This is a genomic window from Sutcliffiella horikoshii (genome assembly GCF_021991925.1).
In the GTDB taxonomy this organism is placed as follows: domain Bacteria; phylum Bacillota; class Bacilli; order Bacillales; family Bacillaceae_I; genus Sutcliffiella_A; species Sutcliffiella_A horikoshii_F.
The window spans coordinates 285,601-302,706 of the sequence record NZ_RXZI01000001.1; the positions used below are offsets into that span (position 1 = coordinate 285,601).

The 17,106-nt window shown below is 41.6% G+C and carries 16 protein-coding genes; 12 read left to right on the top strand and 4 right to left on the bottom strand.

Going from position 1 to position 17,106, the window contains the following annotated elements:
* Nucleotides 1–7: 7 nt before the first annotated feature.
* The 5 genes from EKQ44_RS01425 to EKQ44_RS01445 all read left to right on the top strand — a co-directional run bounded on the left by EKQ44_RS01425 (nucleotide 8) and on the right by EKQ44_RS01445 (nucleotide 5,822).
* On the top strand, nucleotides 8–1,141 hold the full coding sequence (locus EKQ44_RS01425; protein WP_237662535.1) for a S8 family peptidase: 1,134 nt from the start codon (nucleotides 8–10) through the stop codon (nucleotides 1,139–1,141).
* 262 nt (nucleotides 1,142–1,403) lie between these two features.
* Nucleotides 1,404–2,543: a S8 family peptidase gene (locus tag EKQ44_RS01430; protein WP_237661738.1), complete on the top strand. Its 1,140-nt coding sequence runs from the start codon at nucleotides 1,404–1,406 to the stop codon at nucleotides 2,541–2,543.
* Between the two features lie 205 nt (nucleotides 2,544–2,748).
* The gene (locus EKQ44_RS01435) at nucleotides 2,749–3,318 is read left to right on the top strand and encodes an RNA polymerase sigma factor (RefSeq protein WP_237661739.1); all 570 of its coding nucleotides are present in this window, start codon (nucleotides 2,749–2,751) and stop codon (nucleotides 3,316–3,318) included.
* A complete protein-coding gene (locus EKQ44_RS01440) occupies nucleotides 3,296–3,628 on the top strand; it encodes a hypothetical protein (RefSeq protein ID WP_237661740.1) in 333 nt (110 codons plus the stop codon). The genes EKQ44_RS01435 and EKQ44_RS01440 overlap by 23 nt, the downstream gene beginning before the upstream one ends.
* Complete coding sequence (locus tag EKQ44_RS01445) at nucleotides 3,606–5,822, top strand: hypothetical protein (protein WP_237661741.1); 2,217 nt, start codon at nucleotides 3,606–3,608, stop codon at nucleotides 5,820–5,822. Before EKQ44_RS01440 ends, EKQ44_RS01445 begins: the two co-directional genes overlap by 23 nt.
* A 55-nt stretch (nucleotides 5,823–5,877) precedes the next feature.
* Here EKQ44_RS01445 and EKQ44_RS01450 read toward each other — a convergent pair whose 3' ends face one another.
* The gene (locus tag EKQ44_RS01450) at nucleotides 5,878–7,032 is read right to left on the bottom strand and encodes an aminotransferase A (protein ID WP_237661742.1); all 1,155 of its coding nucleotides are present in this window, start codon (nucleotides 7,030–7,032) and stop codon (nucleotides 5,878–5,880) included.
* Between the two features lie 340 nt (nucleotides 7,033–7,372).
* On the opposite strand from EKQ44_RS01450, the gene EKQ44_RS01455 reads away from it, so the two are divergent.
* Together EKQ44_RS01455 and EKQ44_RS01460 are read left to right on the top strand one after the other, a co-directional pair.
* The gene (locus tag EKQ44_RS01455) at nucleotides 7,373–7,825 is read left to right on the top strand and encodes a DMT family transporter (RefSeq protein ID WP_237661743.1); all 453 of its coding nucleotides are present in this window, start codon (nucleotides 7,373–7,375) and stop codon (nucleotides 7,823–7,825) included.
* Nucleotides 7,826–8,128: 303 nt separating this feature from the next.
* A complete protein-coding gene (locus EKQ44_RS01460) occupies nucleotides 8,129–8,350 on the top strand; it encodes a hypothetical protein (protein ID WP_237661744.1) in 222 nt (73 codons plus the stop codon).
* A 15-nt stretch (nucleotides 8,351–8,365) separates the two neighbouring features.
* On the opposite strand, the gene EKQ44_RS01465 is transcribed toward EKQ44_RS01460, so the two are convergent.
* Nucleotides 8,366–8,602 (bottom strand): IDEAL domain-containing protein, encoded by a 237-nt coding sequence (locus EKQ44_RS01465; protein WP_237661745.1) that lies wholly within the window; start codon nucleotides 8,600–8,602, stop codon nucleotides 8,366–8,368.
* 409 nt (nucleotides 8,603–9,011) lie between these two features.
* On the opposite strand from EKQ44_RS01465, the gene EKQ44_RS01470 reads away from it, so the two are divergent.
* Complete coding sequence (locus tag EKQ44_RS01470) at nucleotides 9,012–10,310, top strand: NCS2 family permease (protein WP_237661746.1); 1,299 nt, start codon at nucleotides 9,012–9,014, stop codon at nucleotides 10,308–10,310.
* A 114-nt stretch (nucleotides 10,311–10,424) separates the two neighbouring features.
* Here EKQ44_RS01470 and EKQ44_RS01475 read toward each other — a convergent pair whose 3' ends face one another.
* Nucleotides 10,425–11,000: a PadR family transcriptional regulator gene (locus EKQ44_RS01475; RefSeq protein WP_237661747.1), complete on the bottom strand. Its 576-nt coding sequence runs from the start codon at nucleotides 10,998–11,000 to the stop codon at nucleotides 10,425–10,427.
* A 207-nt stretch (nucleotides 11,001–11,207) separates the two neighbouring features.
* On the opposite strand from EKQ44_RS01475, the gene EKQ44_RS01480 reads away from it, so the two are divergent.
* Together EKQ44_RS01480 and EKQ44_RS01485 are read left to right on the top strand one after the other, a co-directional pair.
* Nucleotides 11,208–12,473 carry a PLL family lectin gene (locus EKQ44_RS01480; protein WP_237661748.1) on the top strand — a complete coding sequence of 422 codons (1,266 nt, stop codon included), beginning with the start codon at nucleotides 11,208–11,210 and terminating at the stop codon, nucleotides 12,471–12,473.
* 187 nt (nucleotides 12,474–12,660) lie between these two features.
* Nucleotides 12,661–13,923 carry an ATP-binding protein gene (locus EKQ44_RS01485; protein ID WP_237661749.1) on the top strand — a complete coding sequence of 421 codons (1,263 nt, stop codon included), beginning with the start codon at nucleotides 12,661–12,663 and terminating at the stop codon, nucleotides 13,921–13,923.
* Between the two features lie 93 nt (nucleotides 13,924–14,016).
* Here the strand turns inward: EKQ44_RS01485 and EKQ44_RS01490 are convergent, their stop codons facing one another.
* A complete protein-coding gene (locus tag EKQ44_RS01490) occupies nucleotides 14,017–14,430 on the bottom strand; it encodes a hypothetical protein (RefSeq protein WP_237661750.1) in 414 nt (137 codons plus the stop codon).
* Nucleotides 14,431–14,647: 217 nt separating this feature from the next.
* On the opposite strand from EKQ44_RS01490, the gene EKQ44_RS01495 reads away from it, so the two are divergent.
* Complete coding sequence (locus EKQ44_RS01495) at nucleotides 14,648–15,976, top strand: MFS transporter (protein WP_237661751.1); 1,329 nt, start codon at nucleotides 14,648–14,650, stop codon at nucleotides 15,974–15,976.
* 249 nt (nucleotides 15,977–16,225) lie between these two features.
* Nucleotides 16,226–16,672, top strand: coding sequence for a redoxin domain-containing protein (locus EKQ44_RS01500; RefSeq protein WP_237661752.1), 447 nt, complete (start codon nucleotides 16,226–16,228; stop codon nucleotides 16,670–16,672).
* The last annotated feature ends 434 nt before the right edge of the window (nucleotides 16,673–17,106 follow it).

The following is a 17,106-nucleotide window of genomic DNA, read 5'->3' on the forward strand; positions in this document are numbered from 1 at the left end:
GAAGTGGATGAAAGGTTTTTCGGTCATACTTATTGCAATATTGGCTTTCTCGTTAGCATTTGGTACTGCTCAGGCAGAATCGTCCAGTCCGAATGCTAGTGCAAAGAAAGAATACTTAGTTGGATTTACAAAAGGTAATAAGGCAAGCGCCCAGTCTTCTAAGAATTTGATAAACGCAGCAGGTGGAGAAGTACAGCACACGTTCCAATACATGGATGTTGTAGAAGTCTCTTTACCTGAAAAGGCTGTAGAAGCTTTAAAGAAAAATCCTAACATTGCTTTTGTAGAGGAAAACGTAGAGATGATGGCAACAGCACAAACTGTGCCATGGGGTATCCCTCATATCAAGGCTGACAAAGCGCATGCCTCTGGTGTGACAGGAAGCGGTGTCAAAGTCGCGATCCTAGATACAGGAATTGACGCAAACCATACTGATCTTAATGTAAAAGGTGGAGCGAGCTTTGTTTCAGGTGAGCCAAATGCCCTTCAAGATGGTAACGGCCATGGAACACACGTAGCAGGAACAGTTGCTGCGTTAAATAATTCTACTGGTGTACTTGGTGTAGCTTACAATGCTGACCTTTATGCGGTGAAAGTACTTAGTGCTTCAGGTAGTGGAACATTAAGTGGAATCGCACAAGGGATTGAGTGGTCCATTGCAAATGGAATGAACGTCATCAATATGAGTTTAGGAGGCAGCACTGGATCAACTGCATTGCAACAAGCTTGTGATAATGCTTATGCAAGAGGTATTGTTGTCATTGCGGCAGCTGGAAACTCTGGTTCTAGAGGGAAGCAAAACACAATGGGTTATCCTGCAAGATACAGCTCCGTCATCGCAGTAGGAGCGGTAGATTCCAGTAACAACCGTGCTTCTTTTTCCAGTGTAGGAAACGAATTGGAAGTAATGGCACCGGGTGTTAACATTTTAAGCACAACTCCTGGTAACAACTATGCATCCTTCAATGGAACGTCCATGGCGTCTCCACACGTTGCTGGAGCTGCTGCATTAATCAAAGCGAAGTATCCAAGCATGACAAATGTTCAAATCCGTGACCGTCTGAATAATACGGCTACAAACTTAGGTGATCCTTTCTTCTACGGTAAAGGTGTCATCAATGTGGAAAGTGCTTTACAATAATTAGATGTTCCCCCCTCTTATATAAGCACCAGAATGGCTCCTCAGTAGGAGCTATTCTGGTGCTTTTTTGTACTTTCGAAAATTTACTTAATTTTGTATTTATTCCCATGATGCACCATTGGGAAATGTACTGGTAAAAGGAGCAGATAAAGCTAGTTTAACCTGCCCATTTTCCCAATAACAATCAAGCCAATAGTATGCTAGCATCATAGTTAACTAAATAATTTGATTATTTAGAAAAACTAAAGGAGAGTGATTACATATGAAGAAGTCATTGAGAAAATTGTTTACCGTCTTATTGGCAGTGGCGATGGTCCTTTCTTTTTCTTTTATGCCATCGGATGCAAGTGCAAATGGAAAACCCGTGATGAAGGAGTATTTGATCGGTTTAAAAACAGGTCCTTCCATAGCTAAAGCAGACACACTTGTGTCAACACTAGGTGGATCGGTGGAACATCAATTCAAGCATATGAATGTGTTACATATCACCTTACCGGAAGTTGCTGCGGCAGCGCTTGAGAAAAATCCTTTAGTGGAGTATGTGGAAGAAAACGTGGAAATGCATACAACCGCTCAAACGGTTCCTTATGGTGTTCCTCATATTAAAGCCGATGTGGCACATGCTCAAAATGTGACAGGCTCTGGTGTGAAAGTGGCTGTATTGGATACAGGTATTGATGCTGGCCACGAAGATCTTCGCGTGGTGGGCGGTGCCAGCTTCGTCTCCGGTGAACCCGATGCCTTGACAGATGGCAACGGACATGGAACACATGTGGCTGGCACAATTGCTGCACTGAATAATAATGTGGGAGTACTCGGTGTTTCTTATGATGTCGATTTATATGCAGTAAAAGTACTAAGTGCAGGCGGTAGTGGAACGCTTGCAGGGATTGCACAAGGAATTGAATGGGCAATCGACAACGACATGGATGTCATCAATATGAGCTTGGGTGGAAGCACTGGATCCACAACATTGAAGCAGGCAAGTGATAATGCTTATAACAGTGGGATTGTGGTCGTAGCGGCTGCGGGGAACAGTGGTTCTTTCCTGGGCTTGATTAATACCATCGGTTATCCGGCAAGATATGATTCCGTTATCGCGGTAGGTGCAGTTGATGCCAACAATAACCGCGCCTCCTTCTCTAGTGTGGGAAGCCAGTTGGAAGTAATGGCACCAGGTGTTTCGATAAACAGCACTTTACCAGGAAATCAATATGGGGAACTGAATGGTACGTCCATGGCTTCCCCTCACGTGGCAGGAGCGGCAGCATTGTTATTAGCACAAAACCCGAACCTGACAAACGTGCAGGTTCGAGAAAGATTAAGGGATACGGCTACTAATCTAGGGTCGGCCTTCAATTATGGCCATGGCGTCATCAATCTAGAAGCGGCTCTTCAATAGAAGCCCCAAATAACAATTACCATCCATGCCTGTCCCTTTTACGGGGCGGGCATTTATTATTCCTCCAAAAGAAAATCACCCACAAATTCCCACCTTTTTATGCTACCTTAAGATAGAATAATATATTTTTTTCCTGAAATTGAAACTATTGCATCTTATCTTGCATCTTAAGTATAGACCAAAAGAAAGAGGGGGTGAGCAAGCTTTGCATCTTGTCGACCGGCTGAAAAACAAAGAGGAATCCGCCTTACAGGAACTGATGTCCCTTTATGGAGACTATCTATTACGAACAGCTTTCTTATTATTAAAAGATAGATACACCTGTGAAGAAATCGTGCAGGATACCTTCATTACTGCATTCGAAAAAATCCATCAATTGGATGAACCTGAAAAACTGAAAAGCTGGCTCACCTCCATTACCGTCAATCGTTGCAAAATGCTGATGCGTAAATGGAGCTGGAAAAATATCCTCCTAAACTTTGATTTTGCAGAACGGATTAGGGGAGATGAGCGTGTGGAAAGTCCGGAAGCACAACTGTTAGTGGATTTTGACAATAAATCACTTAGTGAATCCATTCAAGATCTTGATTATAAATACAGGGAAGTGCTTACTCTTTATTACTTTAATGAAATGAAAATAAGTGAAATCGCAGTGCTTTTACATATAGCGGAAAGCACGGTGAAAACAAGGTTGAAACGCGGACGTTCGCATTTAAGGGAGATCATCGAGAAAGGAGAGGAGGCAGGTGAAGTTGAAAGAAAAACAAGCGGTTAAAGCAAAGCTAGACTGTGAGTTGAGGGAGTTGCATTTTACCGGCTACGATAATGTGTTGCAGAAAACGCAAGCTCGAAGTCTCTCAGAAAAGCTTTCGTCCTTCTGGAATAAAGAGTTGGAAATACCTGTGTTGCCCGTAGTGTTTGCGGCAGGTATATTCTTTACGGCTTCAATTATAAAGGATGATTTATTTAAACAAGATATCGCTGCTAGAAAAGATAATGAAATGATTCAAATAGCGGGATCTATGTATTGGAAAGATGATTATGAGAAGGCGGTGGAACTCCATGAAAATAAGGGTGAAAATTAAACATCTTGTTCTAAGTGGGGTGGCCGTTGTTTTATTCCTCCCATTCTTCTATTTGATACAACCGCAATACTCCATTTTCATGGCGGAGCGGCAGATGGCAAAAGGGGAAGTGGCAGGTAAAGAAAAGGTCGTGGAACTTATAGAAAGTGGACACATCTTTTCGGAGCAGAGGTTTGCGCTCATTAGAGATTATATGATAGAAGGTGTGTATTCCCTTGATTACGATGTGTATGTGGGTACCACTTCCACATACTGGTCTGACGCGAATCAATCCAAGGTCAAATTTACTAAACAGGAGCGTATGCCATATCTTCTGGAATATGTAGAACATGGTCCCACAGATGGTTACATGGAGGAGGCTGCTAAAGAGTTGGCCCTTTATTACCATCAGATAGGGGAATGGGAAACAGGAGATAAGGTGCTCCAAACGGCTTTGGATAGAGCAGACAGCTATTTCAGGTCTCAATTAGCTACCGAGCAGATTGATTTAGCCGTACAAAACAAACAGTTTGAAGCAGCACAAGCATATATTGATGCCTTTTATGAGAAAGTGAACAAAGAAGATTATCAAATGATAACGAAGGTCGCCAAGTCACAAGTAGAGGTCCTGTTACATCTTGGCAAGAAAGAGGATGCTCTGGCCTTGGCAGAAAAAACAATCTTCGATTCAAATAGCAGGGTTATGGAAGGAAAAGATGAATACGCCGACCTTCCCCTTGCAGAAAAACAGTTTCAATCTCTTTTGAATAGGTTGAAAAATGGAGAAGGTTCTTTTGGGAACGTAACCGGGAAAATCTATAAACAGGACAAAGAAAACGTGCCAATGGAAGGCGTGGGTGTCTTCCTACGTGAAAAAAATAATCTTTATTACAGCATAGGTTCAGAAGAGCAAATCCAGACTGTGACAGATGAGAGTGGAGAATACGTTTTTGAGAATGTGCCCTCTGGCAGCTATCAGCTTTTTTATGGTTTTACTTATGATCAGATTGACGGGTACACCCTTTCCATGCCCGCAAATCCTTGGGTTGAAGTAAAGGGGAGTGATGTCGTAGCACACGATTCTGTGATTCAACCGTTAATGGAGATCTATACCCCGGTGAATTCAGAAGAGATTACAGAAGATGACATTTTGTTTTCATGGGATCCTGTGGATGGAGCGGCCTACTACAGCATCAGTGTCGGTAGGGAATTGGAAGGTGGTGGGTCCGTTTCCCATCATCTGAAAAGCGGAATAAGAAGCACCGAAATCAGTATCACTAAAGAAGAACTCCATTATTCTCAAGGTGTCATTTTATTTACAGAGGAAAGTGACTGGGAGGACTTAAATTACACTTCCGTCCTAGGTTTTGCAGATCCAAGAGGACGTTTCTTTTGGAATGTCCAGGCGTATAATGGGAATGGTGACTTGATAACTCAAAGTCAGGGGTATAGATTAGGAGAAGAAACTTTTGGGAATCTACCTATGTTTTACCTGAAAAATAGAGAGCTGACTGAAGCAGATAATATGTTGCTAAAAAACAAGCCAAAGAAAGCGCTGGAAATGTATAAGGAGAGTTTTGCGAATAATCCAGATGACCTGCACAGTCTGCTAATGATTTGCAAAATAATCGGTGTCGAGGCAGAGGTGCTTAATACGTCGTCCCAAGAACTTGCAATCCCTTATCTAGAAGAATTAGCAAGCAAATCTCCAAGTGAGTTTGTATTGGTTGATATTCTCCAATACTATGATGAAAAAGGGGATTGGCAATCATACGATAAGTGGTATGCTAGGTTCGAAGAAATAAAGGGATCTATCCTAAACGAACATATAGAAGGAAAACACGCCTTGGCCCTGATGAAACGAGGGAAGGTTGAAGAGGCAAGAGCCAAGTTACAAGAAGTAATGGAATATGGGCATCGACACGAATTCATTGGTGAATGGATCGCTCTCGAATTGAATATGGGGACACCGCTGGAAATGGTGGGAGAGTTGGCCCGACAATACCCTGAACAGGGAATCTATGAAGTTAGGATTGATTGGGAAAGCTTAGTGAAAAACCTCCAACGTGAAAACGAACAATACGATGGTTATGAGGAGGAACTGAAGGTTGTAATGGGATGGGCTGTCAAGGGGGAAACCACTGAATTAGAAGCTTGGAGGACATCTACGGAAAAGGTGGAGTTAAAGAGATTTGTAGACGAAATGAGAAAATAATAAGAAGAAAGGAGGAGCGCCAACTAAAAATGAGCGTTCCTTCTTTCTTTTATCTTTAACGTTTTCGCAAGAATTCTTCCAGTCGGTCCATTGCCTTTTCAAGGGTTGCCCTATCGTATGCGTAAGAAAGTCTTACATAACCTTCTCCTAGTTCTGAAAAAGCACTTCCGGGAACTACGGCTACGCCAGCTTCTTCCACAAGCTTCATCGCGAAATCAAAAGATTTCATATTGTATTTTTGAATGGAAGGGAACAGGTAGAACGCCCCGTCAGGCTTCACGACATCCAGCCCCATTTCCAATAGTCTCCCATACACATATTCCATTCTTGCTTTATATTCGACCTTCATTTCATCTGCATCATCTATCCCGGTGGTCAATGCTTCTAGTGCGGCATATTGTGAGACAGAACTCGCACAAGATACATTGTATTGATGTACCTTCAACATCTGCTTCATCACATATTCAGGGCCGAAAACAAGACCGATCCGCCACCCTGTCATGGAATGGGATTTTGATACCCCGTTGATGACAATGGTTTTCTCCCGCATGCCAGGCATAGACGCAATGGAGCGGTGTTCTCCTTCAAAAACGAGTTCGCTATATATCTCATCCGATAAGATGAATATATCTTTGTCCTGTAACAAAGCAGCAATTTTCTTTAGCTCGTCTTCCGGTAATGCGGCTCCAGTAGGGTTGGAAGGGTAGGGAAGAATAATGCAACGAGTTTTATCTGTTAAGTGTTTTTCTATCAGCTCTGCAGTCAATTGAAAATCTGAACACCTAGTATCAATATGTACTGGGGTAGCGCCACAAAGCCTGATGATCGGCTCGTACCCAGGATAGACAGGTCCAGGGAGTATCACTTCCGTGCCGGGTTCCAAAATCGTTCGAAAGGCAATATCAATTCCTTGGCTTGCTCCAATGGATACTATTACTTCTGATCCTGGATCATAGGTCAGGCTATATTTTTTGCTAACAAAATCCGCAGCAGCTTTTCTAAGTTCTGGAATTCCGGCATTGGGAGTGTAAACCGTTTTATTCTTCTCTATTGCAGCTATTCCTGCTTCCTTTACTTGGGTTGGTGTCGGAAAATCTGGTTGCCCTATTGTCAGTGATAGGACATCCTCGTACGTTGCCACAAGGTTAAAAAATCTACGGATACCAGAAATTTCAATATCTCGTACATTCGAATTGATAAGATGCTCCATATGAATTGCTCCTTTATTGAAGACCACTGAAAAACAAAAACTAAGCTGTTGACTGTAGCAATAGAAGAAGACTCCAGCGGGAGGGATAGCGACAATGGGGTGACACCGCAGCGCTCAGCACTAGATGGCTTCAGGTCGCTCTCGGGATAAGCGTAGCCATTTGCGGAAATCAACAGCCGCATTAAACAAAACATCAGCTTCATGTTCTTTTTCAATGGTCTCTATTTATGTACATACTTTTAAGTTAGTGTACCCGACTTTTTTATCCTTGTCCAAAGGATTATCGGTTCAGGTGTAGTATATGTATGTACAGGAGAATGAAGCGGGAGGGTGAAATAGTATGTTGAAAATCTGGTTTGTACTTCTGGCATTGTTTGGTGGGATACTTGGTGGGATCCAGGCTCCAATCAATAGTCAATTGGGGCGGAAGATAGGAAGCTTGGAGGCGTCTTTTGTTTCTTTCTTTATTGGGACGGTGTTTTTATTATTACTTTCTACGTTTTTCGGTAGGGGAAATCTGTTGCAAGTTACCCATGTGCCTAAATGGCAGCTTGTAGGTGGGTTCCTTGGGGCATGTTTTGTAACATTTGTCATTATAGCGGTTCCAAAAGTGGGGGTTGCCTTGACGATAATCTCAGTTATTGTTGGTCAAATGATAATCAGTTTAGTGATCGATCACTTTGGATTGTTTGGCACAACGAAGATAGTGGTCAATTACCAAAGGGTCATTGGCGTTGCCCTGATGCTCGTGGCATTATTTTTTATTTATCGAGGGACGGTAGCGGTAAAATAGAGCAATTTCATACATGCGCGATATTCATCCTGCAATCCCTGAATATAGGTATGAAGAGGGGTTTCAAGATACCTAAAGCGGGGAGGGAAACGTTTGTTTGCCTTTGAGTGTACTAGGGAAGTCCTATAAAAATGAGAAGCTAGTAGGATAGGAAAAAACTTACATAACATTTATAATAATTATAAACACAGAATATTCACATAATTTTTTACTCTGGTTCCATTGCCTGTTTGATTGCACTCCTTTCACCTTAGGATTACGGATTTGGTGTCTGTTGGATTCCGCCTGAAAGGGGATTGTGTAATGGATATTGTGTTACAAATCTGGTTAAGGCTGTTGGAAAGGTATGCGGAGGAGTTATTTTTCCAGGATTCATCATCAGGGGTCTTTTCATTTTTGATTGTTGGGGTGCTCGCTTATCTTTACAAGCAGGAAAAAGAGATAAATAGAAAATGTACCTGCTGTCAAACAAATCAACATACAGAAGAGAGAAAGTTACCCGACACGAAAGAAGAAGCGGAATGATTTTCCGCTTCTTCTTTACTGTAGATGAGAAAATTGTGTCAATAAGTCATTATATTCACTGGAAAGAGTTTGGAATTTTTTACGGTTGCCAGCAGCTAAAGCTCGATCTATTTCGTTCATTAGCCTATTTTTGTGAAATTGGAAGACAGAAGAGTCGACAATGATTTGAGCGACTTTCTCCTCTTTTGTCATTTCAAAACTTTTGAAAGTGGAAACAGATTGTTCTGGTTGAAAAGAAAAATGCTTATTCATAATTTCTACCCCCTGTGCGAAATTTTGGATTGCGTGTGAATTGGGTGAATCATGAAAAGGATAAATAAAAGAAGCTGTTCATCCTTTTTCCTATTATCTGATATTTTGTCCTGTTTGTGAAGTGTTGTTTTTAGAAAATTTAGATATATCAGAAAAAATAGTGCCAATTCTGTAAAAGAGTGACAATGGATTTAGTTGTATAGGTTACTTATTTATGAATATACCCAAAATGTGACTGCTGAAAACAAAGACAATAAAACTTGGCGGTTCTTATTTTTTTAAAAGTAAATCCTATTCGGGAAATATTTGTTTGAAGAATACTTTTTTTCTTATTGCCCTTGAATTATCCTGCAAAAACGAATATTATTAGAAAGGTTTCAATAATACATTCGTTTTTGGGGGATTTTTAGTGTTTGAAAACTATTTTGAATTAAAGAAATATGGTACAAGTGTCAAACAAGAAATTTTAGCAGGAACCACAACGTTCCTGACAATGGTCTATATTATATTTGTTAACCCCGCCATTCTTTCTGCTGCCGGTATTCCATTTGAGCAGGTGTTTATGGCAACCATCATTGCTGCTGTCATTGGTACATTGACAATGGGGATATTCGCAAAATACCCGATTGCTGTCGCTCCTGGAATGGGGCTCAATGCGTATTTCACTAGTGTGGTAGCCACTCAGGGTTTAACCTATCAGGCAGTATTGGGAACGGTTTTCCTGGCTGGTCTGATCATCATCATACTAAGTTTAACTAGTTTGAGAAAAGCATTGATTGAGGCCATACCTGCACCGTTAAAGTATGGGATCACAGCTGGTATCGGTCTGTTCATCGCTTTCATTGGATTGAAAATGGCAGGCATTGTTGTCCCGAGCGAAGAGACCATGATTACTTTAGGAGATCTCACAAGCCCTGTTACTGCACTTGCTCTTGGAGGACTGTTCATAACACTAATTCTTATGGCAAGACGTGTATCCGGTGCATTGTTTTATGGAATGCTAATTACCGCCGTTCTTGGTTACTTTCTAGGTATGCTAAATTTCAATGGAATTGTGGACATGCCTCCAGCACCTCAGTTCATCCATATTGGCGAAGCGCTAAGCGGTGTGGTAGCTAACGGTTTATATACGGTTGTATTTGCATTTATCCTGGTTACTATTTTTGATTCTACCGGAACATTAGTAGGAGTATCGGAACAGGGCGGATTCATGAAAAATGGGAAACTTGCAAGAACGAAGCCTGCTACACTTTCCGATGCATTTGCAACGTCAGCTGGTGCTGCCCTTGGGACAAGTCCATCTTGTGCCTATATCGAATCATCTGCAGGAGTTGCAGCAGGTGGAAGAACCGGATTGACCTCTGTGGTAGTAGCAGGATTATTTTTACTTTCGATGTTTTTCTCACCTGTCATCTCTGTCATTTCCGGATTGCCTGCCATCACGGCGCCGATCTTGATCATTGTCGGTTCTTTCATGATGGAAGGTCTGGCGAAGATTGAATGGAAAAACTTCGATGAGGCTTTCCCGGCGTTTGCCATCATTTTAACGATGCCTTTGACTTCAAGCATTGCAACGGGGATTGCGGTAGGATTCATAACGTATCCGGTGATGAAGGCTGTAACCGGGAAAGGAAGGGAAGTTCATCCGTTGATTTATTTGTTTGCGGTGATCTTCTTGATCCAAATGGTATTCTTCCCAGCCCACTAAACCTTATCAGAATATAAGAAAAGCGCGCCCCGATCTGTCTATGGGACGCGCTTTTTTGGTTTTAATGTTTGAGCTACGTGCAATAGGTAAATGCGTTTATCGAAAATGTACGGTTCATTCTTTGGGACGCGTTTTTTCTGTCGAGACTTTTTCTTCGTAAAATATGCCTTTTACTGCTTCTTCTTGCAGTTTTGTCAGCCACTTCAATTCTACCTTACACAGCTCATGTGCATTTTCCATGATAGCTTGAGAACCTTTTGGGGCATGTACCCCGTAAAGGCGGTACACCCTCTCAAGCATCTCAAGTTGCATTTTTGTGTGTGCAATTCGCTCGGTTAGTGCCTCCCGTATTACATCTTCTTCTCCATGATGAATAAAGGCCAGCGCGGTATACATCGGGTGAAAGTGAGTGCTTTCCGTTTGAATCTGTTTTTTTAGTAATTGTTGAAAGGCCTCTTTACCTTTAGTAGTAATGCTATATATCGTCTTATCAGGCCTGGTTTGATCAGTGACCACTTTCTTAACCTCGATAAGGTCCTTGTTAAGGAGCTGCTCCACTGCATAATATAAAGAACCCTTTGCCATTTTTATATATTGTTCCATATTCCTTTCATGCATCACCTGTTGAATTTCATAAGGGTGCTTGTCCCCCTCCATAAGGAGTCCCAGTATTACAAGTTTCATTGCCATTTTCGTTCACACCTTTTTCTAAAAAGAGTGGTTTGCTTCTTATTATATAGGAAAGAAAGGATTCCGGACATTTATGATAGGTTGAAAAATAGTGTCATGATTCTTAATGGGTATGACATAGGGTATTATGGGGGGATTTTATCCCGGCTTCATATACAGTGAATCATGGACGATATGCATCATTTTTTTCGAAGGGAGGTTAATGTGATGGGTTATTACACGTATCCTCATTATTATGGTTATTATCCATATTACCAAAACCACTTTTATCGAACATTTCCTTACCAACAGCAATCTCGGCAATTACGGTTTTATCCTTCCAAACAACAAGCGAGAAGGCAATTAGCTCCTGAGTTCCAGAAGGTTTGGGGAGTCATGCAGAAGGAATTAGAACCTGTTTATGAGAGACTGATGGAATTCAATATGAACAGGGCTACAGCAAGATTCTTTGTGCAGCAGTTTGTTATTTTTGCCATCCAAAATGAAGGTAAAGTAACCGGTTCCAACTCACAGAAGGTAAATCAGCTTTGGAATATATTCCTACAGAATAATGTGTGGTTGATGAGTTTACTTACACCATACAGGATTCCACGCCAAGAGGTGGAACGGATTGTCAAAAGGGTGTTCATTCTTACGTTGGAAAATATCCATTTTTCTCCCGGTAAAGATTGGAATGGATGGGAAAGTCTCGGAGGACGACTGACATCAGGCCCTGGATCTTCTTCATGGGCAGCCAACCGTCTCGATATCTTCTCCAGAGGAGAAAATCGCAATTTGATTCATAAGTGGTGGGATGGAACCAGATGGAGTCAATGGGAAAACCTTGGTGGTGTGATTGCTTCTTCCCCTGCAGCTGTTTCATGGGGAGACAATCGAATTGACGTATTTGCAAGGGGAGAAAATCAGGAACTACTCCATAAGTGGTGGGACGGAACCAGGTGGAATGAATGGGAAAACCTTGGAGGAGTATTGAGTTCTTCGCCTGCAGTCAGCTCATGGGGGGCAAATAGGCTGGATGTATTTGTACGGGGAACAGATCGTGCCTTGTATCAAAAATACTGGGATGGCCGTAGGTGGAGCGACTGGATCAGACTTGGGGGGAATTTGACTTCCGCACCAGGAGCTGTATCTTGGGGACCGAATCGTATAGACATTTTTTCAAGAGGGGAACAACAGCAACTCATCCATAAATATTGGGATGGGCGAGATTGGAGTGAATGGGAGAGTTTGGGAGGGCGTATAAGTTCAAGCCCTGCCGTTTGCTCTTGGGGAGAGAATCGATTGGATGTTTTTGCGCGTGGGGAAAACTTCGAGCTGATCCATAAATACTGGGATGGTGAAAGATGGAGTGAGTGGGCTGAGATCGATGGCCAATTGACTTCAGAGCCATCGGCTGTTTCATGGGGGAACAACCGGATAGATGTCTTTGCAAGAGGAGAGAACCACGAACTTCTACACCTATGGAGGAGCTAGTGGATAAAAAGCTGACTATTCTGGTCAGCTTTTTCTATATCCCATTGCCATATTCCCTAGACGAAGGTACTCAAGACGCCTATAATAAGTAGAGTGTAATTTTTGTATTTATTTCTAGATGAACCATCATATTGTATAACTTGGATACTATATGTAAGGTTGATATAAATTGGAGGATCAGTTGTGGATGATTTACCTAATAAAACCGTTAATCGTTAATATAACCATCATATTTTCTTTGATGTTCAATGCAAATTTATTTTTCCCTTTCAGTAAAAGAAAACCCTTAAACTTCAAGCAACAGACCATTTTTGGTCTGTTCAGTGCTTTTTCTGCAAAGTTATGCATGCTATATCCCATCGAGACGTTGGAAGACACTAATTTTGACTTTAGGATGATTCCGATTCTTGTGGTCACATTGTATGGAGGCTGGTATCCTGGACTGATCTGTACGGTGATTGTAGTGATTATCCGTTATACCATCGGTGGGGAATATGTGTATGTGGGGATAGCCGTTTCGATCCTTGCCCTAGGAATAGGACTTCTATTCCGAACCGTCTTCTTGAAAAGCACCAAAAAGATGCTGTATGGATTAGTGGTTATTTCCATTTATTATCTTGGGTACATTTTCATCTTGTTCAGTACAGTATCATTCTTAGGGATCAATTTCTATATCGTTTATTTCCTTGCATTCGGCATCACTTTTATCGCGTTGATTTACACAGTCGAGAGGTTGATTATCGCCAACCAGCAGTTTGACGAAACGCTATATATGGACAAGCTTTCCACAGTTGGACAAATGGCTGCAGCCTTTGCACATGAAATTAGAAATCCTATTACAACCGTCCGCGGCTTCATACAGTACATCAATAACGATACGAAAGATGAAAACCTAAAGCAATTCGCGCCTCTGATTTTGGACGAATTGGACCGAACCAACAAAATCATCACCAATTATTTGACGGTTGCAAGGCCTACCGACTTTTCCTTGAATTACATTGACGTAAATAAGGTCTTGCAAGACTCGGTGGAACTGATCAGGCCCTTCGGTTCCTACAGGAACGTATCCATTGAACTTGAGCTGGAAGGAGACCACTTCATTTATAGTGATGAACACCATCTGAAGCAAGCATTGATGAACATTATTAAAAATGGGATTGAGGCTGTAGAAGAAGACCAAGGGGGATATATAAAAATCCATAAACAATCCGGTGAAGAAAAAGGAACCATTGTGATTACCATTGTTGATAATGGTATTGGGATGACGGAGGAACAGCTGGAAAAGATCGGTCTGCCTTACTATACAACAAAGACTAAAGGTACCGGATTGGGAAGCATGATCACCAATCGTCTTATCCATGAAATGAAAGGGAAGATACAATATGAGAGTAGGGTCCATACGGGAACAAAAGTAACGGTCACATTGCCAACAGTAAGGAACAAAAGCTGATCCTTTTGTGATAAAAGAAATCTTATGGAAATTATATAGTGGGAATATAAAAATGGACTGGTTCTGACAGGTTGTCAAAGCCAGTCCATTTTGTTATTTTTTCCACGTAGAAACTTCCCCTGTACTACGGTTCACTTTATACCATCCTCGAGATAACCTTTCGGGGTGATTATTGAAATGAACTAAGTCGGATGCGTGAAACACGTAGTAATCACCTTGCATTCCTTCAAAGGATACAGAAGTACTATCATGGTCTGTAAGTTTCAAATGATCCATCACTTTTGCTTTTGCTTCTTCTTTTGAAGAAACTCTATCCGCTTGAGGATTTTCCACTTGTATCATTGCTTCGTTACGAGCATCCCTTATCCATTCGTCATTAGATAATCTACCGGGTTCTTTTCTTGCTTCCATGATGGTCGGACCTTTTGTGTTCTCGACATTTTCTTGGTTATTGCAACCTCCTATGATGACCACCAATAAAAGAGCTACCAAAATTTTTTTTGACACGCAAGTACACCTCCTATCTTGAAGTATTTATAGTTAGTATGAAATAGCTGTGATGATTTCATGCAACAGTGGACTTTTCCTAACCAAATCGCTCATATAATTGTTAGAGGGGTGGTAAAGTGTAAAGTTTGAGTAAATTGTGCCAGGAAAAAGCAGGGAGTGGGGAGGTTGTTAGAGAATAGTTTCCTTACAACATAAATAATTGGAGGAAGTACCCATGGCTAATTTGGAAAACAAAGTCGTTCATGATACAGGGGGTGAAAAACCAAGATCTCCGCTGGCACTCTATTTTTCGTTGCCGATCTTATCTTGGGCCCTTTATGATTTTGCCAATACTATTTTTTCATCCAACATCATTACAATATTTTTCCCGTTTTACTTGCAGGAAGTTATTGGAACGAACGAAAGAATGGATCAAATCGCGAGTACGTTCCTCTCCTATGCGAATGCCACTGCCAGTTTCTTTCTCGTTTTGTTTTCCCCCTTGTTCGGCGTCCTCATTGACAGGACGGGAAAAAGGAAAGGGTTTATTATCCCATTTACATTGATTGCGGTCATGTCGACTATCTTCATGGGGGTATTTGCTTCTTTTCAGACCTCGCAAATGCTGTTTGGCTTGCCCGTTAGTTTCGTCCTTGTCTTGGTGCTGTTTGTGGTAGCAAAGTTCTTTTTCCATTCTTCCTTGATTTTCTATGACACAATGCTTCCAGACCTTGGTACCAAAAAAGAGTTACCTTTGATTTCCGGGTTCGGTATTGCAGTGGGATATATGGGAACATTACTTGGATTAACTGTCTACCTATATGTAGGGGACAGCGGTTTCCATAAAGCATTCATTCCGAGTGGTATATTGTTCTTACTCTTCTCCCTGCCGTTATTCTTCTTTTTCAAGGAGAAACCAAAAGAAGTCAAGGAGAAAAAATCCTTCTTCAGTGGCTATAAAGAGATCTATCAGACATTTAAAGAAATGCGTTTGTATCGACCGGTCTTTCTTTTCATGATTGCCTATTTTTTCATCAACGACGCGATTGCGACAGCCATTGCCATGATGGCAATCTATGCTAGGGCCATAGGAGGATTCAGTGCTTCGGAATTTATCCTGCTTTATCTAGTTTCAACCGTCTCAAGCATCATCGGATCCTTTATTTATGGATACATTGCACGAAGTATCGGTTCTAAGCATGCGGTCGCATCCGTAGCCGGACTTTTGATTGTTGCGTTATGCTTTGCGGTATTTGCGATTGCTCCTTGGATGCTCTGGGTCGCAGGTAGTTTATTCGGTGTGGCGCTCGGTGCTACATGGGTAACCTCCCGTACATTCATCGTCGAATTGACACCAGAAGGAAAAAGGGGACAATTCTTCGGCCTTTTTGCCTTTTCTGGAAAAGTGTCCTCGATCGTCGGTCCATTATTATACGGTACAATCACATTAGTGTTGGCGGGGTATGGAAACCTAGCAAGCAGAACCGCCCTGGGTTCTTTGATTATCCTTGCCTTCATAGGACTGCTTGTCACCCTAAGAGTCCCATACAAAAAAGAAGCATAAACAAAAACATCCACCAAACAAGGTGAAATCAAGAAGCTGCCAAAGGCAGCTTCTATTTTGTTTGTCGGAAAATGACGAACGAAAAGGGGTCAGACCCCTAAAGGAGCATTTTATTTTAATTATTTATTTATAATTAGTATAATCTATATTGACATTCAAAAGTGTTATTTATATAATAAAAAACGTATTATATGATAATTATTATAAAAAGATAATTAGTATAATTTGATTAATAGGGAGAGGGATTAAATGAAGTTAAGAGAGCAAATGCCTGAACTGACTGGTGCGACGGAATGGATTAATGAGGAAGTAACAAAGGGTGAGCTAGTGGGTAAAGCAACGCTTATCCATTTCTGGTCAGTAAGTTGTCACTTATGTAAAGAAGCAATGCCGGAAATTAATGAATTACGTGATGAGTATGATGATGAGTTAAATGTTATTGCTGTACACATGCCACGATCTGAGGATGACTTAGACATTGGAGTTATCCGGTCCATGGCAATGGGTCATGATATTACCCAGCCAATATTTGTGGACAGTGACCATAAATTGACGGAAGCATTTGAAAACAAATACGTACCTGCATACTATGTATTTGATGAAGAAGGTAATCTTCGTCACTTCCAAGCAGGTGGCAGCGGCATGAAGATGTTGAAAAAGCGGATCAATCGGGTGTTAGGTGTGGAAGAAAAATAATAAAGATATATTAAAAAGAAACGGGAAAGCCCGTTTCTTTCAGATTGTTGACAAACTATAAACTAGCTAGCTTATCTGTTGGAAGAGTTGATCTTCGTTTCAGGCGCTTCGCTTTCCTGCGGGCGGTCCGGAAGCCTCCTCGGGCTAACGCCCTGCGGGGTCTTCCCTGTCCCTTCCTCCCGCGGGAGTCTTCGCGCCTTCCACTACGATCAACTTGAAAACTGCTATGAATTTTTGCTTTGTCTACACACTGAAAGAAACGGGAAAGCCCGTTTCTTTTTTTTTTGCTCATTTAAAGGTGCCTGTTGATATGAGCAGGCTTCCAGCTGTTGATTGGAGCATGGCGAAGACTCTTGCGGGAGAGCAGGGACATTCTTGAGGCTCCTGAAGGATTGTGAAGAGGCTCAAGGTCGTCTTTTACTAAACACTTTCAT

What these genes read in the sequence shown, in the direction of transcription:
- EKQ44_RS01425 (WP_237662535.1), top strand. Translation starts at nt 8, where the DNA reads ATGAAAGGTTTTTCGGTCATACTTATTGCAATATTGGCTTTCTCGTTA.
- EKQ44_RS01430 (WP_237661738.1), top strand. Translation starts at nt 1,404, where the DNA reads ATGAAGAAGTCATTGAGAAAATTGTTTACCGTCTTATTGGCAGTGGCG.
- EKQ44_RS01445 (WP_237661741.1), top strand. Translation starts at nt 3,606, where the DNA reads ATGAAAATAAGGGTGAAAATTAAACATCTTGTTCTAAGTGGGGTGGCC.
- EKQ44_RS01450 (WP_237661742.1), bottom strand. Translation starts at nt 7,032, where the DNA reads ATGGAGCATCTTATCAATTCGAATGTACGAGATATTGAAATTTCTGGT.
- EKQ44_RS01455 (WP_237661743.1), top strand. Translation starts at nt 7,373, where the DNA reads ATGTTGAAAATCTGGTTTGTACTTCTGGCATTGTTTGGTGGGATACTT.
- EKQ44_RS01460 (WP_237661744.1), top strand. Translation starts at nt 8,129, where the DNA reads ATGGATATTGTGTTACAAATCTGGTTAAGGCTGTTGGAAAGGTATGCG.
- EKQ44_RS01465 (WP_237661745.1), bottom strand. Translation starts at nt 8,602, where the DNA reads ATGAATAAGCATTTTTCTTTTCAACCAGAACAATCTGTTTCCACTTTC.
- EKQ44_RS01475 (WP_237661747.1), bottom strand. Translation starts at nt 11,000, where the DNA reads ATGGCAATGAAACTTGTAATACTGGGACTCCTTATGGAGGGGGACAAG.
- EKQ44_RS01480 (WP_237661748.1), top strand. Translation starts at nt 11,208, where the DNA reads ATGGGTTATTACACGTATCCTCATTATTATGGTTATTATCCATATTAC.
- EKQ44_RS01485 (WP_237661749.1), top strand. Translation starts at nt 12,661, where the DNA reads ATGATTTACCTAATAAAACCGTTAATCGTTAATATAACCATCATATTT.
- EKQ44_RS01495 (WP_237661751.1), top strand. Translation starts at nt 14,648, where the DNA reads ATGGCTAATTTGGAAAACAAAGTCGTTCATGATACAGGGGGTGAAAAA.
- EKQ44_RS01500 (WP_237661752.1), top strand. Translation starts at nt 16,226, where the DNA reads ATGAAGTTAAGAGAGCAAATGCCTGAACTGACTGGTGCGACGGAATGG.